This is a genomic window from Teichococcus aestuarii (assembly GCF_042651065.1).
In the GTDB taxonomy this organism is placed as follows: domain Bacteria; phylum Pseudomonadota; class Alphaproteobacteria; order Acetobacterales; family Acetobacteraceae; genus Pseudoroseomonas; species Pseudoroseomonas aestuarii.
In genome coordinates this window covers 24,541-39,257 of the sequence record NZ_JBHSCH010000022.1, presented here as the reverse complement: position 1 = coordinate 39,257, position 14,717 = coordinate 24,541, and the positions used below count along the sequence as shown (strand labels likewise).

At 73.5% G+C, this 14,717-nt stretch carries 17 protein-coding genes; 9 read left to right on the top strand and 8 right to left on the bottom strand.

What is annotated here, in order from left to right:
• Positions 1–163 precede the first annotated feature (163 nt).
• The 3 genes from ACFOY6_RS10925 (at position 164) to ACFOY6_RS10915 (ending at position 2,955) form a co-directional block, all read left to right on the top strand.
• Entirely contained in the window at positions 164–388 is a 225-nt protein-coding gene (locus ACFOY6_RS10925; protein ID WP_379650674.1) for a hypothetical protein, read from the top strand.
• A complete protein-coding gene (locus ACFOY6_RS10920) occupies positions 385–1,635 on the top strand; it encodes an alpha/beta fold hydrolase (protein WP_109516884.1) in 1,251 nt (416 codons plus the stop codon). The genes ACFOY6_RS10925 and ACFOY6_RS10920 overlap by 4 nt, the downstream gene beginning before the upstream one ends.
• A 144-nt stretch (positions 1,636–1,779) precedes the next feature.
• Positions 1,780–2,955 carry an acetyl-CoA C-acetyltransferase gene (locus ACFOY6_RS10915; protein ID WP_109516883.1) on the top strand — a complete coding sequence of 392 codons (1,176 nt, stop codon included), beginning with the start codon at positions 1,780–1,782 and terminating at the stop codon, positions 2,953–2,955.
• A 41-nt stretch (positions 2,956–2,996) separates the two neighbouring features.
• Here ACFOY6_RS10915 and ACFOY6_RS10910 read toward each other — a convergent pair whose 3' ends face one another.
• The 4 genes from ACFOY6_RS10910 to gloB form a co-directional block, all read right to left on the bottom strand.
• Complete coding sequence (locus tag ACFOY6_RS10910; protein ID WP_379650671.1) at positions 2,997–3,605, bottom strand: class I SAM-dependent methyltransferase; 609 nt, start codon at positions 3,603–3,605, stop codon at positions 2,997–2,999.
• Complete coding sequence (locus ACFOY6_RS10905; RefSeq protein WP_379632828.1) at positions 3,602–4,066, bottom strand: cupin domain-containing protein; 465 nt, start codon at positions 4,064–4,066, stop codon at positions 3,602–3,604. Before ACFOY6_RS10905 ends, ACFOY6_RS10910 begins: the two co-directional genes overlap by 4 nt.
• Positions 4,067–4,080: 14 nt before the next feature.
• The gene (locus tag ACFOY6_RS10900; protein ID WP_109516880.1) at positions 4,081–4,683 is read right to left on the bottom strand and encodes a glutathione S-transferase N-terminal domain-containing protein; all 603 of its coding nucleotides are present in this window, start codon (positions 4,681–4,683) and stop codon (positions 4,081–4,083) included.
• Positions 4,684–4,781: 98 nt separating this feature from the next.
• Complete coding sequence (gloB, locus tag ACFOY6_RS10895) at positions 4,782–5,513, bottom strand: hydroxyacylglutathione hydrolase (RefSeq protein WP_379632826.1); 732 nt, start codon at positions 5,511–5,513, stop codon at positions 4,782–4,784.
• Positions 5,514–5,593: 80 nt separating this feature from the next.
• Between gloB and ACFOY6_RS10890 the strand changes: the two genes are divergently transcribed.
• Positions 5,594–6,349 carry a class I SAM-dependent methyltransferase gene (locus ACFOY6_RS10890; RefSeq protein WP_109516878.1) on the top strand — a complete coding sequence of 252 codons (756 nt, stop codon included), beginning with the start codon at positions 5,594–5,596 and terminating at the stop codon, positions 6,347–6,349.
• A 23-nt stretch (positions 6,350–6,372) separates the two neighbouring features.
• Here the strand turns inward: ACFOY6_RS10890 and ACFOY6_RS10885 are convergent, their stop codons facing one another.
• Positions 6,373–8,406 carry an ATP-binding protein gene (locus ACFOY6_RS10885; protein ID WP_379650669.1) on the bottom strand — a complete coding sequence of 678 codons (2,034 nt, stop codon included), beginning with the start codon at positions 8,404–8,406 and terminating at the stop codon, positions 6,373–6,375.
• Between the two features lie 113 nt (positions 8,407–8,519).
• Here ACFOY6_RS10885 and ACFOY6_RS10880 point away from each other — a divergent pair, with 113 nt between their 5' ends.
• Positions 8,520–8,879 carry a phage holin family protein gene (locus ACFOY6_RS10880; RefSeq protein ID WP_109516876.1) on the top strand — a complete coding sequence of 120 codons (360 nt, stop codon included), beginning with the start codon at positions 8,520–8,522 and terminating at the stop codon, positions 8,877–8,879.
• A 74-nt stretch (positions 8,880–8,953) separates the two neighbouring features.
• Here ACFOY6_RS10880 and phbB read toward each other — a convergent pair whose 3' ends face one another.
• Entirely contained in the window at positions 8,954–9,676 is a 723-nt protein-coding gene (gene phbB / locus ACFOY6_RS10875) for an acetoacetyl-CoA reductase (RefSeq protein ID WP_109516875.1), read from the bottom strand.
• Between the two features lie 137 nt (positions 9,677–9,813).
• Positions 9,814–10,833 (bottom strand): amino acid ABC transporter substrate-binding protein, encoded by a 1,020-nt coding sequence (locus ACFOY6_RS10870; protein WP_379650667.1) that lies wholly within the window; start codon positions 10,831–10,833, stop codon positions 9,814–9,816.
• A 165-nt stretch (positions 10,834–10,998) separates the two neighbouring features.
• Between ACFOY6_RS10870 and ACFOY6_RS10865 the strand changes: the two genes are divergently transcribed.
• On the top strand, positions 10,999–11,205 hold the full coding sequence (locus ACFOY6_RS10865; RefSeq protein WP_109516873.1) for a hypothetical protein: 207 nt from the start codon (positions 10,999–11,001) through the stop codon (positions 11,203–11,205).
• Between the two features lie 108 nt (positions 11,206–11,313).
• Positions 11,314–11,502 carry a soj family protein gene (locus ACFOY6_RS10860; RefSeq protein ID WP_109516872.1) on the top strand — a complete coding sequence of 63 codons (189 nt, stop codon included), beginning with the start codon at positions 11,314–11,316 and terminating at the stop codon, positions 11,500–11,502.
• Between the two features lie 42 nt (positions 11,503–11,544).
• On the opposite strand, the gene glcF is transcribed toward ACFOY6_RS10860, so the two are convergent.
• The gene (gene glcF / locus ACFOY6_RS10855) at positions 11,545–12,891 is read right to left on the bottom strand and encodes a glycolate oxidase subunit GlcF (RefSeq protein WP_109516871.1); all 1,347 of its coding nucleotides are present in this window, start codon (positions 12,889–12,891) and stop codon (positions 11,545–11,547) included.
• Between the two features lie 167 nt (positions 12,892–13,058).
• Here glcF and ACFOY6_RS10850 point away from each other — a divergent pair, with 167 nt between their 5' ends.
• Both ACFOY6_RS10850 and ACFOY6_RS10845 read left to right on the top strand, forming a co-directional pair.
• Entirely contained in the window at positions 13,059–13,238 is a 180-nt protein-coding gene (locus ACFOY6_RS10850) for a hypothetical protein (protein ID WP_379650664.1), read from the top strand.
• 71 nt (positions 13,239–13,309) lie between these two features.
• A complete protein-coding gene (locus tag ACFOY6_RS10845; protein ID WP_379650662.1) occupies positions 13,310–14,671 on the top strand; it encodes a CoA transferase in 1,362 nt (453 codons plus the stop codon).
• Positions 14,672–14,717: the final 46 nt, after the last annotated feature.

Genomic DNA, 14,717 nt, shown 5'->3' with positions numbered 1-14,717 from the left:
CGCCCCGGGCCGCGCGCCGCAGGACAGGATTTGCCATGACAGGCCCCGAGGACGACGCGCAAAGGAAGCGGCCCGGCGCGGCTTCCGGCGCCGGGGCAGAGCCCGGCGGCGGCCAGGCCGGGCCTGAGGCACTGGAGAGGTTGGCAGAGGATTGGATCACGCTGTGGCAGAGCGAGATCTCGGCGCTGGCCGCCGACCGCGAGCTGGCGGAGGGCTGGGCGGCCTGGGCGGCTTTCGGCGCCGCCTGGATGCGCGCCGCCGCCACCCCGCCGCCACGCCGCTTCCAGGCCGCATCGTGGAGCGGGAGCCGGGAGGCCACCGCATCCCCGCCATCCCCGCCGCCCGCGCCGCCGCCGCCGCCCGCCGCCGCGGCGCCGCCCGCCGATGACCCCGCGCCGCCGCGGCCCGCGCCCCCTGCCGCTGCACCTGAACCTGGCGCTGCTGCGCGGGATGGGCGCGGCGCTGAGCCTGGACCCGATGACGGGCGCACCCTTCTCGCCCGGATCGCCGAGCTGGAGCGACGCCTGGCCGATCTCGAGGGCGGGCCGGCTGGAGATGCGCCGGATCGCCGAGGCCCTCGTCGCCGGCGGCCACCCGCCTGAGCGCTTCCGCGCCGCCGTGCTGCGGCAGCTGGCGCGGCAGGACCGTGCGCTGATCGCCGGCCTCGCCGCCTATCGCCGCCACCCCGCGCAACGCGAGATGCCCTCCCTCCCCGTGCTGTGGCAGGAGGGGGAGACCCGCCTGCTCGACTATGGCGGCGCGGGCCCGCCGCTGCTGGTGGTGCCCTCCCTGGTCAACCGCGCCTATGTGATGGACCTGGCGCCCGGCCACTCCATGCTGCGCGCCCTGGCGGCCGGCGGCTCCCGCGTGCTGCTGCTCGACTGGGGCTGGCCCGACGAGGCGGCGCGCGGCTTCACCCTCACCGACTACATCGCCGGCCGGCTGGAGCGCGCCCTGGCCGCGCCGGCGCTGCGCCCGCTCGGCCCCCTGGCGCTGGCGGGGTACTGCATGGGCGGGCTGCTGGCCCTGGCCGCGGCGCTGCGCCGGCCGGAGCGGCTGCGCGGCCTCGCCCTGCTCGCCACGCCCTGGGACTTCCACGCCGGCGACGGGCAGGCGCGCGAGCGGGCGCTGACGCTCGCCGCCCTGCTGCCCGGCATCGAGCCGGTGCTGCAGGCCACCGGCACCCTGCCGGTGGACCTGATCCAGACGCTGTTCGCCGGGCTCGACCCCTGGAACATCGCCGCCAAGTTCCGCGCCTTCGCTTCCATGGACCCGGCCGGCGAGCGGGCCCACCGCTTCGTCGTGCTGGAGGACTGGCTGAACGACGGCGTGCCCCTCGCCGCCCCCGTGGCGCGCGAGGCGCTGGGCGGCTGGTACGGCCGCAACGAGCCGGCGGGGCTGCGCTGGCGCGTGGCCGGCGCGGTGGTGGACCCGGCGGAGCTCGCAGTGCCGAGCTTCGTCGCCGTGCCGGGGGCGGACCGCATCGTGCCGCCCGCCTCAGCCCTGGCGCTGGCGGCGCGGCTGCCGGGCGCCAGGGTGCTGCCGGTGCCGGCCGGGCATATCGGCATGGCCGCCGGCGGCCGCGCCGAGGCGGTGCTCTGGCAGCCGCTGCGGGAATGGCTGGCGGGCTTGTAAGCCGGGCATGACGCGGCGCACAGTAAGCCGGAACGGCGGTGCGGGACGGGCGCGCCCGACGCCCGCCCCGACAGCGCGATGGCCTTCGCCGGAACGCGGCGCCGCAAAGGGCCGGCCGGCCAACACAAGGGGAGTTACCCAGCCATGACTGATATCGTGATCGCCGCCGCCGCGCGGACACCGGTCGGCGCCTTCAACGGCGCCTTCGCGGCCCTGCCGGCGCACGCGCTCGGCACCATCGCCATCCAGGCGGCGCTGGAGCGCGCGGGCATCGAGGCCGGCGCGGTGGACGAGGTCATCATGGGCCAGATCCTGACCGCCGGCGCCGGGCAGAACCCGGCCCGCCAGGCCGCCATCAACGCCGGCATCCCGGCCGGCGCCACCGCCTTCGGCATCAACCAGCTCTGCGGCTCGGGCCTGCGCGCCGTGGCGCTGGCCGCCCAGCAGGTGGCCTCGGGCGATGCCGCCATCGTCGTCGCCGGCGGGCAGGAGAGCATGACCCAGGCCCCGCACTGCGCCAACCTGCGCGCCGGCGTGAAGATGGGCGACTTCCAGATGATCGACACGATGATCCGGGACGGGCTGTGGGACGCCTTCAACGGCTACCACATGGGCAACACCGCCGAGAACGTGGCCCAGAAGTACCAGATCAGCCGCGACGAGCAGGACGAGTTCGCCTTCAACAGCCAGCGCAAGGCGGGCGAGGCGATGAAGGGCGGCGCCTTCCGGGCCGAGATCGCCCCCGTCACGGTGAAGGGCCGCAAGGGCGACACCGTGGTGGAGAACGACGAGTACCCGAAGCCCGAGACCAGCCGCGAGATCCTGGCCAAGCTGCGCCCGGCCTTCGCCAAGGATGGCTCCGTCACCGCCGGCAATGCCTCGGGCATCAATGACGGCGCGGCGGCGCTGGTGGTGATGTCAGCGGCCGAGGCGGCGAAGCGTGGCCTGAAGCCGCTGGCGCGCATCGCCTCCTGGGCGACCGCGGGCGTCGACCCGGCCATCATGGGCACCGGCCCCATCCCGGCCAGCCGCAAGGCGCTGCAGAAGGCCGGCTGGAACGTCCAGGACCTCGACCTGATCGAGGCCAACGAGGCCTTCGCCGCCCAGGCGTGCGCGGTGAACAAGGACCTCGGCTGGGACACGTCGAAGGTGAACGTGCATGGCGGCGCCATCGCGCTGGGCCACCCGATCGGCGCCTCCGGCGCGCGCGTGCTGACCACGCTGCTCTACGGCATGCAGGCGCGCGGCGCGAAGAAGGGGCTGGCCACGCTGTGCATCGGCGGCGGCATGGGCGTCGCCATGTGCATCGAGGCCGCCTGAACGCGGCGGCACGGCCGGGGGAGGCTCCCCCGGCCACCCGGCTAGGCGGCGCGGCGCCAGAGGCCGCGCACCACCTCGGCCGGGCCCTGGTGGCGCGGCCCCTCGTCCAGCCGCACCGTGCCCTCCAGGCATTCCTGCACCGCCAGCCCGGCGAACAGCGCCTCGGCCTCCTCCCGCGTCCAGAGCAGGTCCGGGTCCTTCGGCCCGCCGCTGCGGCGGCCCTGCTGGGCGGGGGTGAAGCCCTCCAGCAGCAGCAGCCCGCCCGGCGCCAGGGCGCGGCAGGCGCGTGCCGCCACGGCGCGGCGGTCCGGCCCCGGCAGATGCACGAACACCCAGGCGATCAGGTCGTATTCCGCCTCGGGCCAGTGCCAAGCGGTGAGGTCGGCCACCGCCGTCTCCAGCGCCACGCCGGCGGCGGCGGCCAGGGCGGCGGCGCGCGCCATGCCGGTGGCGGACCAGTCCACCGCCGTCACGCGCAGGCCCTGGCGGGCGAGCCAGACGCCGTTGCGCCCCTCGCCGTCGCCCAGTGCCAGGGCGCGCATCCCCGGCCGCAGGCGCGGCGCCAGCGTCTCCAGGTAGCGGTTGGGCGCCTGGCCGAACAGCCATTCCCCGGCGCGGTAGCGGGCATCCCAGGCCTCGGCCTCGCTCATGGCGCGGCACCCGGCCCTGTGCCGCCGGGGCTCCAGCCGGGCGGGGCCAGGGTGAAGCCGGCGAAGTCGAAGGCGGGGCTGACCGTGCAGCCGGCCAGCGTCCAGGCGCCGAGGCTCTCCGCCGCCTGCCACTGGCCCGCCGGCACGATGGCGAAGGGCGCCTCCCCGGCACCGAGGCCGGGGCCGAGGCGGCGCTCCGCCTCCGCCACGCCATCGGCCGATAGGCGCAGGCGCAGCGGCGCGCCGGCATACCAGTGCCAGGCCTCGGCGGCGTCCACCCGGTGCCAGTGGCTGGCCTCGCCCGCCGCCAGCAGGAAGTAGATGGCGGTGCCGGCGCCGCGCCCGCCCGCCGCCGGCGCGTCCCGCCAGATCTCGCGGTAGTGCCCGCCCTCGGGGTGGGGCGCGAGGCCGAGCGCCGCGATCACCGCCGCCGCCGGCAGGGAGGGGTCGCGCAGGTCCATCGGGCGGTGGCCTTTCAGCCCTGGGGCGGCGCGGTGCGGGCGATGGCCGGGCTGGCGGCCACCTCCTCAAACCAAGCGGCGAGCTTCGGGTGCGCCGCGCGCCACGGCTCATGCGCGAAGCGGAAGTCGAGATAGCCCAGCGCGCAGGCCACGGAGACGGCGCCGATATCGGCCAGCCCCTGCGGCGGCGCCTGCTCCAGCACCGCCAGGGAGCGCTCCACCGCGGCCTTCTGCCGGGCGGAGAAGGCCTGCCGCCCCTCATCCTGCGGCTGCGTGCCCTCGTTGCCGCGGCGCGCCACGGCGGCGTCCATGATGCCATCGGCCAGGGCCTGCATCACCAGCGCCGCGATGCGCTTCGGGCCCGGCGCGGGGAAGAGCGGCGCGGCGTCGCCCAGCCCGTCGAGATACTCGCAGATCACCGGGCTGTCGTAGATCGCCTGGCCCTCGTCGGTGAGCAGGGCGGGGATCTTGCTCAGCGGGTTGGCGGCGAGCAGCACATCGGGGCTGACATGCGGGTTGGCGGCGACCGGCTCGATCCGCCCCTCCAGCCCGCGCAGGATGGCGCAGGCCATCACCTTGCGGACGAAGGGCGAGGCGGGGGAGTGGAAGAGCTTCATGCGGGCGCGTCCTGTGTTCTGGCGTCGGCGGAGTTCTGGCGTCGAGGGGCAGGATGCCCGCCTTCGGCGCCGCCGTCAGCCCCCCGCGCCGCCGCGCCTCAGCCGCGGAAATTGTCCTTGCCGGTGCGGATGCGGGCCAGCGCCTCCACGCTGCCGGCGCGCAGGAAGGGGTTGGTCTCCAGCTCCTGGCCCAGCGTCACCGGCAGGGTGGGCTGGCCGGCGGCGCGGGCGGCCTCCACCTCGGCGGCGCGGGCGCGCAGCGCGGCGTTGTCCGGCTCCACGGTCAGGGCGTAGCGGGCGTTGCTGGCGGTGTATTCGTGGCCACAGCAGACCAGCGTCTCCGGCGGCAGCGGCTTCAGCAGCGAGAGGGCGCGGAACATGTCGGCGGCCGTGCCTTCCAGCAGCCGGCCGCAGCCGAGCGAGAACAGCGTGTCGCCGCAGAGCAGCACGGCGCCCTCGGGGAAGTGGAAGGCGATGTGGCCGATGGTGTGGCCGGGGCTGTCGATCACCGTGCCGGCGGTGGCGCCCACCAGCACCGTGTCGCCCGGCTGCACCGCCTGGTCGAGCTTCGGCAGGCGGTGCGCGTCGGCCGCGGCGCCGATCACCTTGCTGCCGTAGCGGGCGCGGATCTCCGCCACCCCGTCGATGTGGTCGGCATGGTGATGGGTGAGCAGGATGATGTCGCAGCGCCCGCCCGCCGCCTCCAGCGCCTCGATCACCGGCGCGGCCTCGCCCGGGTCGCAGACCGCGATGGTGCCGGTGGCGCCGTCGCGCAGCATCCAGGCATAGTTGTCGGACAGGCAGGGCACGGCCTGGACGGTCACGGACATCGCGGATCTCCTCGTTTGCGGCGCCCCGGCGGATGCTTCAGGGACGTGTCACACCTCGAACGAGGCCCTATATCAGCCCTATGAGCGACGAGGTCCACGCCGGCATCCCCGCCGAGTTCCATGGGTACCGGGAATTCTACGCCTCGGCCACGGGGCGGGTTGCCGCGCGCCTGGTGCGGGACCGCCTGCAGCGCATCTGGCCCGCCCTGCCGGGGCGGCAGCTCCTGGGCCTCGGCCATGCCGCGCCCTATCTGCGCCTGTGGCGCGACGAGGCGGCGCGGGTGCTCTGCGCCAGCCTGCCCGAGACGGACGCGGCGCCCTGGCCGCCCGGTGCCCCCGGCCTCGCCGCGCGGGTGGAGGAAGGCGCGCTCCCCTTCCCCGACCTCAGCTTCGACAACGTGCTGCTGGTGCACGGGCTGGAGGGCTCGGAGAATGCCCGCCGCATGCTGCGCGAGGTGTGGCGCGTGCTGAAGGACGAGGGGCGGGTGCTGATCGTGGCGCCCAACCGGCGCGGCGTCTGGGCGCATCTGGACAGCACGCCCTTCGGCCAGGGGCGGCCCTACTCGCCCGGCCAGCTCACCCGCCTGCTGGAGCGCAACCTCTACACCGTGACGCGTCGGGACAAGGCGCTGTTCATCCCGCCCTTCCAGACGCGGCTGCTGCTGCGCGGCGCGCGGGTGTGGGAAGGCGCGGGGCGGGCCCTGGCGCCGCGCTTCGCGGGGGTGGTGATCGTCGAGGCGCGCAAGGAGCTCTACGGCGTCATGCCCAAGGGGACCGCCGCCACGGCGGCGGCGCGCGCGCCGGGGCGGCGCGTGCTGGTGCCCGCCGGCGCCTGAGCGGGCGGGCCGGGCGCGGCGCGCTACCGCGGCGCGGCGTCCTCCAGCATGGCGCGCACCTTGGCCGCCAGCGCGCCGAGGGCGAAGGGCTTGCCGATCACGTCCATGCCCGCCTCCATGCCACCCTCCTCCATCCAGGCGCTGTCGGCGTAGCCGGTCATGAACAGCACCGGCATCTCCGGCCGCGTGGCGCGCGCCCGGGCCGAGAGTTGGCGCCCGTTCAACCCCGGCAGGCCGACATCAGTCACCATCAGGTCGATCCGCTCGTCGCTGGTCAGCAGGGTCAGCGCCGCCGGGCCATCGGCCGCCTCGCGCGTCACATAGCCCAGCTCGCCCAGCGCATCGGTCACCAGCAGGCGCACCGCCGGCTCGTCCTCCACCACCAGCACCACCTCGCCGCCGCCCTGGGGCGGCTCCAGCACCGCCACGCCCTGCGCCTCGTCCGCCACGCTCTCCTCCGCCACGGGCAAATAGAGCTCCACCCGGCAACCATGGCCGGGGCGGCTGTGCAGCCGCACATAGCCGCCGGACTGGCGGATGAAGCCGTAGATCATCGCCAGCCCCAGCCCGGTGCCCTGCCCGGGCGGCTTGGTGGTGAAGAACGGCTCGAAGACACGCGCCAACACCTCCGGCGGCATGCCGATTCCGGTGTCGCTGACGGCGATGCGCACATAGGTGCCAGGGCGCGCCTCGGCATGGCGCTGCGCCTCCTGCGCGGTCAGCCGGGCGGGGGCTGTCTCGATGGTCAGGGCGCCGCCCTGCGGCATGGCGTCGCGCGCGTTGATCACCAGGTTGAGCAGCGCGCTCTCCAGCTGGTTGGCATCGGCGCGGGCCAGCGGCAGGTCGGGCACGGGCAGCACGCGCAGCACCACCTGCTCGCCCAGCGTGCGGGTGAGCAGCTCCTGCAGCGAGTCGATCAGCGCGTTCACGTCGAGCGGGCGGCTGTCCGGCGCGTGCTGGCGGGAGAAGGCCAGCAGCCGGTTGGTCAGCGCCGCGGCGCGCCGGGCGGAGCCGGAGGCGCCTTCCAGGTAGCGGCGCAGCGCGACCGTGTCGCCCTGGTCCAGCCGCCGCCGCATGATGTCGATCGAGCCGATGATGCCGGTCAGCATGTTGTTGAAGTCGTGCGCGATGCCACCGGTGAGCTGGCCCACCGCCTGCATCTTCTGCGCCTGGCGCAGCGCCGCCTCGGCGCGCTGGCGCTCCAGCATCTCGGCGCGCAGGTCCTCGGTGCGGCGCTCCACCCGGCGCTCCAGCGCCGCCTCGGTGGCCTTGCGGGCGCTGATGTCCTGCACCACCGCCACCACCATCTCCGGCGCGCCGGCGGCGTCATGCGCCACCGAGAGGCTGCTGTTGGTCCACACCACGCCGCCATCGGGCCGCACGTAGCGGCGCTCGATGATCAGCGAATCCGAGCGGCTGACCCGCTCCAGCGCGGCCACGACGTCGCGCCGGTCGTCGGGATGGGCCAGCTCCTGCTTGCGGAACTGCCGCAGCTCCGGCCAGGGTCGCCCGACGATGGCGCAGTATCGCTCATTGGCGGCGATGTAGCGGCCGTTCAGCTCGGCGAAGGCGATGCCGACGACGTCCTGGTTGAAGATGGTGGAAAGGCGCTCCTCCAGGCCCCGCACCGTCTCGCGCGTGTGCTGGCGTTCCCGCACCACGGCGGTGACATCCTCGGCCTGGACGACGATGTGCAGCAGCGACCCGGCCGGGTCGCGCACGGGCACGCAGGCGATGTTCCACCAGCGCTCCTCGAGGCTCCCCGCCGGCCCCCACAGCGCGTAGCGCAGGTGGCGCAGGCGCTCGGGCTCGCCGGTCTTCAGCACGCGGGCGAGCGCGGCGCGCAGCGCGGTGATGCCGGGCGCCTGCGGATCGCTGTCGGTGAAGACGACGAAGAAGGGCTGCCCCAGTATCGCCTCGCGCTGTACCATGGCGACGCGGAGATGCTCCTCGCTCGCGGCGAGGATGCGGAGGGAGGGCTCCGCGGACAGCAGCAGGAAGCTTCCCGGCAATGCCTCGTAGACCCGGCGGTAGTCGACCTGCGGAGCGGGCGACATGCCTCAGTCCTCTCCTGACGCGCGGATCAGCAAGACGGCACGGGGCGACGCATCACCCGGCAACTGCGTGGAGGCGGCCGCGTTCCGCCCGCGAACCGACAAGGAGTTCTCGCATGGGTTTCCTGGCCCGCACCCTGATCACCGCTTTCGCTTTCTGGTGTGCCGACATGCTCATCGAGGGCATCAGCTTCACCGGGCCGTTCAATCTGGTGCTGGCGGCCATCGTGTTCGGCATCGTCAACGCGCTGATCCGCCCGGTGTTGCTGCTGCTGTCGCTGCCGCTCACGATCATCACCCTCGGCCTGTTCACACTCGTGGTCAATGCGGCGATGGTCGGACTGACCGCGCTGCTGATGCCGGGCATGCGCGTCGACGGGTTCTGGGCCGCCTTCTTCAGCGCCATCATCGTCGCGGTTGTGTCGTGGATCGTCAATCGCGTGATGAGCGACGGGGAGAGCGCCGCGGCACGCTGAGCGCGTGCCGGGCCGGCCGGCGGAAATCCCTGCCGCCATAAGGCTGGCGGGCGGGCCGGGCCCGCCCGCCCGGCTCAATACATGTGCTGCCCACCATTGATGGACAGCGTCGAGCCCGTGATAAAATCCGCGTCATCGGCTGTCAGGAAGCAGACGCCACGGGCGATATCCTCCGCATGGCCGAGCCGGCCCACGGGAATCCGCGCGATGATCTTCTGCAGCACGTCCTCCGGCACGGCGCGCACCATCTCGGTGTCCACATAGCCGGGCGCGATGGCGTTGACGGTGATGCCGACGCGGGCGCCTTCCTGCGCCAGCGCCTTGGTGAAGCCGTGGATGCCGGACTTGGCGGCGGCATAGTTCACCTGGCCGTACTGGCCCGCCTGGCCATTGATCGAGCCGATGTTGACGATGCGGCCGAACTTGCGCGCCGTCATCCCCTCCCACACCAGCTTGGCGAGGTTGAAGCAGGAGCCGAGGTTGGTGTCGATCACATCGTCCCACATCTTGCGGTCCATGCGCTTCATGGTCCCGTCGCGGGTGATGCCGGCGTTGTTCACCAGGATCTCGATGGCGCCGTGCTCGGCCTCGATCCTGGCCACCGCCGCCTGGCACGCCTCGAAGTCGGAGACGTCGAACTTGACGGTGGGGATGCCGGTCCGCTCGGTGAAGGCTGCCGCGGCGGCGTCGTTGCCGGCATAGGAGGCGACTACCTTGCGGCCGGCCTTCTGCAACTGCTCGCTGATCGCAGCACCGATGCCGCGCTGACCACCGGTGACGAGGGCCACTCGTGCCATAGGCGAAGTCCTCCTTGCTCTCTTTGGGGGCGCCGCGCGGGGAACCGCGCGGCGTCACGAACGCATGGCATCACAGCGGAACGCCGGACGCCATGTCATTGTTCGAAATCAAGCGGGATGAAGAAGAGGGGACGGCTTCAGCGCAGCGGCAGGGCGTACATCAGCCCGCCACGCGTCCAGAGGTCGTTCAGGCCGCGCTCCAGCCCGATGGGCGAGCCCTTGCCCAGGGTGCGGTCGAACACCTCGCCATAGTTCCCGACCTGCCGGATCACCTGGTACGCCCAGTCCTCGGGCAGGGCGAGCGCCTTGCCGAAGCCCGGCGTCACGCCGAGCAGGCGCATCACGTTCGGGTCCTGCGCGCCGCGCATCTGCTCCACATTGGCGCGGCCGACACCGAGCTCCTCCGCCTCGACCATCGCCGCCAGCGTCCAGGCGACGATGTCGCGCCATTCCTCGTCGCCATGCCGCACCATCGGGCCGAGCGGCTCCTTGCTGATGCGCTCGGGCAGGATGACATGCGCCGCCGGCTCGCGCAGCGCCGAGACGCGCAGCGCGGCGAGCTGCGAGGCATCGGTGGTCATCGCGTCGCAGCGGCCGGCCTGGTAGGCGGCGGTCATCTCGTCCATCGAGCCGAGCACCACGGGCTGGATGCGCAGCTTCTCGCGCCGGGCGAAATCGCCGAGGTTCAGCTCGCTGGTCGAGCCGGGCAGCACGCAGACCGTGGCGCCGTCGAGCTGCTTCGCGCCGGTGATGCCGCTGGCCTTCGTCACCACGAAGCCCTGCCCGTCGTAGAAGTTCACCCCCGCCATGTTGAAGCCGAGGGCGGTGTCGCGCATCAGCGTCTGGGTGACGTTGCGGGCCAGCACGTCGATCTCGCCCGATTGCAGGGCGACGAAGCGGGTCTGGTAGGTGGTCGGCACGAAGCGCACCTTCGCCGCGTCGCCCAGCGTGGCGGCGGCCACGGCGCGGCAGAAATCGGCGTCCAGCCCCTGATAGTTGCCCTGGCTGTCGGGCGCGGAGAACCCCGCCACCCCGCTGTTGACGCCGCAGACGAGCTGGCCCCGTGCCTTCACCCCCTCCAGCGTCGGCCCGGCCAGGGCGGGCGTCGCCGCAAGGAACGGCAACAGGGACAGCATGCGGATCAGGGGACGCAGCATCGAGTCGCTCCGAAGGATTCGCATGAGCCTATGGGGAGCGCCCAGGCCAAGCCAAGGCCTGACGACAGGGAGGTTTGGTTGTTGATATCGGCACCGTCATGGTTTAATCACGAGATTGTGAACACGCCTTCTCCTGCTTTTCCTCTCACCCCAGGGTCGCGTTCCATGGCCTCTCCCGCCACCGCCGACACCTCTTCCCTCCAGCAGAAGCTGCGCATCGACCAGGAGGCGCTCCTGCTGATGCTCTCCTACATCGAGGCCGAGTGCGCGCGGCTCGGCGCGCGCGAGGCGGCGCACCACGCGGCGCTGGCGGCCGCCCTGCTGCCGCAGGCAGGGTCCTGGAATGCGTCCATGCCGGCCCTGCCGCAGTAGCGCGGGGCAGCGGGAGGCGGTGCCGCGAGGATGGCGGTTTCCGCTGGCCCCTGCAGGCCGCAGGATGTTAAGCGGCGGCCCCATCGCAATCTCGGGTATTTTATCGCCATGGACACTCCGATCGCCGCGGTCCTCTGGACCCACCAGGCGCAACGCGACCTGGCCGCCGTGCTCCGGCTGCTGAGCCACGCCGAGCGCTGCTGCCTGGATGCCGGCTCCGAGGACGCGGCCAGCCTGGTGGCCGAGGCGATGTCCGTGCTGGCGCGCGACGGCGCCGCGCGCAAGATGGCGGCCTGAGCGGCCTCTCGCCCCCCGCGCGCCGCGGGGGGCCGGGCCGCCCTATTCGGCGGCCATCGGCGGTGCCCCACCACCCGCCACGCCCTGTGGCAGGGCCGCGGGCCGCGGGCCGCCTGCCATCCAGTCCAGCAGCTCCACCGTGTGGATGGCCGGCATCGCCTCGCCGCCGAGCTGCGTCAGGCAGCCGATATTGCCGCTGGCGATCACCGCCCCTCCGGTGCGCCGCAGATTCTCCAGCTTGCGCGCCTTGAGCTGCCCGGCGATCTCGGGCTGCATCAGGTTGTAGGTGCCGGCCGAGCCGCAGCAGAGATGCGGCTCGGCCGGCTCCTTCACCGTGAAGCCCGCCTTCAGCAGCAGCTGCTTCGGCACCGCGGTGATCCTCTGCCCGTGCTGCAGGCTGCAGGCGGCGTGGTAGGCCACCGTCAGGCCCGGCGCGGGCCGGCTCGGCGCGTAGCCGAACTGCTGCAGCACCTCCGAGACATCCTTCGCCCGCGCCGCCACGGCGGCGGCGCGCGCCGCCCAGGGCTCCGGCTCCTCGCGGAACATGAAGCCGTAATCCTTCACCGTGGTGCCGCAGCCCGAGGCGTTCACCACGATGGCGTCCAGCCCCTCGCCATCGATCTCGCGCGTCCAGGCGGCGATGTTGGCGCGGGCGAGCGCCATGGCCGGGTCGTGCTGGCCCATGTGGTGGTTCAGCGCGCCGCAGCAGCCCTGCTCCGCCGTCACCACCACCTCGAGCCCCATGCGGGTCAGCAGCCGGATGGTGGCCTCGTTGATCGAAGGCGCCAGCACCGTCTGCGCGCAGCCGGTGAGCAGCGCCACGCGGCCGCGCCGCGCGCCCTCGGCACGGTGGATGCGCGGCGCCTGCGAGTCGCTCGCCGAGGGCAGGCTCGCGGGTGCCAGCGACAGCATGGCCCGCAGCCGGCGCGCCGTGCTGCCCTGGCCGGGGATCAGCCCGCCCAGCGGGCGGGCCAGCCGCGCCGCCGCCAGCGCCGCGCGGAAGCGGCGTGGATAGGGCAGCGTGGCGCCCAGCACCCGGCGCAGCATCCGCTCCGGCCAGGGGCGGGTGTAGCTTTCCTCGATGTAGCGGCGGGCATGGTCCACCAGATGCATGTAGTGCACGCCGGAGGGACAGGTCGTCATGCAGGAGAGGCAGGAGAGGCAGCGGTCGACATGCCGCACCACCGCCTCGGTGGCCGGCTTGCCGCTTTCCAGCATGTCCTTGATCAGGTAGATGCGGCCACGCGGCGAATCCAGCTCGTCGCCCAGCAGCACGAAGGTCGGGCAGGTGGCGGTGCAGAAGCCGCAATGCACGCAGCTGCGCAGGATGGTGTTGGATTCGCGCGTGTCGGGGTCGGCGAGCTGCGCGGGCGAAAAGCTGGTTTGCATCGGTGGGTCCGTTCCTTGCCCGCCAGGGTGGGAAGGTTGGGGAAAGGATGCAAGCCGGATCGGGTGCGCTTCAAAAAAGCATCCGGTTCATAAATTTTGTAGCAACATACCAACCCTAAGTTGCATCCAGGAAAGCCCGGGACGGGCTTTGCTCCCTGGAGGACAACGTGATTATCCAGCCTACGCCACGCCCCGAAACCAATCCTGTTTCTGTCCCATCCTACCCCGTGCTGGGCGGCAGTTCCGAGGTGGCGCGCCAGGCTCGGCTGATGGAGATCTACCGGCCGGACACCCGCGTCGCGCAGGAGCCCGTCCGCCGCGCCCCCTCCTGGTTCGACCGCGCCTGAGACCCTCCGCCCGCTGGACAGGGTGAAGGCCGGCTGACAGGCTCGGACACTCCTGTCGAGGGAGTGTTGCCATGGTCAGGACTGCCGGCGCCGACGCCCTGCGCGGCCTGCTCCAGGTGGCCGGCCTGCCCGGGGCCCTGCTCGGCCAGGCCCGGCTGGAGGGCGAGGACCCGGTCCAGCCATCCTCCTTCCATGTCGGCGCCGCGGCGCAGGCCAGCATCGCCGCCGCCGCCCTCGCCGCCGCCGAGATCCACCGCCAGCGGGGCGGGCAGGCGCAGGCGGTGCGCGTCTCCATGCGCCACGCCGCCGCCGAGTTCCGCAGCGAGCGCCATCTCCGCCTGGATGGCGCCCTGCCGCCGGACCCCTGGGATGCCATCGCCGGGCTCTACCGCTGCGGCGATGGCGGCGCGGTGCGGCTGCACACCAACTTCCCCCATCACCGGGCGGGCATGCTGCGCCTGCTGGGCGAGCCGCCCGCCACGCGCGAGGGAGTGGCCGCCGCCCTGCGCGGCTGGCGCGCCCTGGAGCTGGAGGAGGCGGCCGCCACGGCCGGGCTCTGCGCCGCCGCGCCGCGCGGCACCGCGGAATGGGCCGCGCACCCGCAGGCCGCGGCCCCGGCCGGGCAGCCGCCCCTGCTGCTGGAGCGAATCGGCGCGGCGCCGCCCACGAAGCTGCCGCCGCTCGCCACGCGGCCGCTCGCGGGCCTGCGCGTCGTGGAGATGACGCGCATCATCGCCGGGCCGGTGGCCGGGCGCTGCCTCGCCGCGCATGGGGCGGAGGTGCTGCACATCGGCGCCGCCCACCTGCCAACCATCCCGGCGCTGGACATGGACACCGGCCGCGGCAAGCGCCGCCTGCTGCTCGACCTGCGCCAGCCGGCGGAGAAGGCGGCGCTGGAGGAGCATGTGCGGGGCGCGGATGTGTTCCTGCAATCCTATCGCCCCGGCGCGCTGGCGGCACGCGGCGTCTCGCCGGAGGCGCTGGCGGCGCTGCGGCCAGGGCTGATCTGCGCCAGCCTCTCCGCCTACGGCCATCTCGGCCCCTGGACGGGGCGGCGCGGCTTCGATTCGCTCGTGCAGACGGCCACCGGCTTCAACCAGGACGAGGCGGAGGCCGCCGGCACGCCGGATTCGCCACGCCCCCTGCCCTGCCAGGCGCTGGACCACGCCTCAGGCTACCTGCTGGCGCTGGGCATCCAGGCCGCGCTGCTGCGCCGGGCGGAGGAGGGCGGCTCCTGGCATGTGCGCGTCTCCCTCGCCGCCACCGGGCAGTGGTTGCGCGGGCTGGGGCGGGTGGAAGGCGGGCTGGCGGCGCAGGACCCGGGACAGGAGGATGTCGCCGGCCTGCTGGAGGAGCGGGACAGCCCGCTCGGGCGCGTCAGCGCCATCCGGCACGCGGCGGAGATGGAACGCACGCCGGCGGGCTGGGATTGAAGAAGGCCAGGGGAAGGAATTCCCCTGGCCTTCTTCTTTCTTCTGC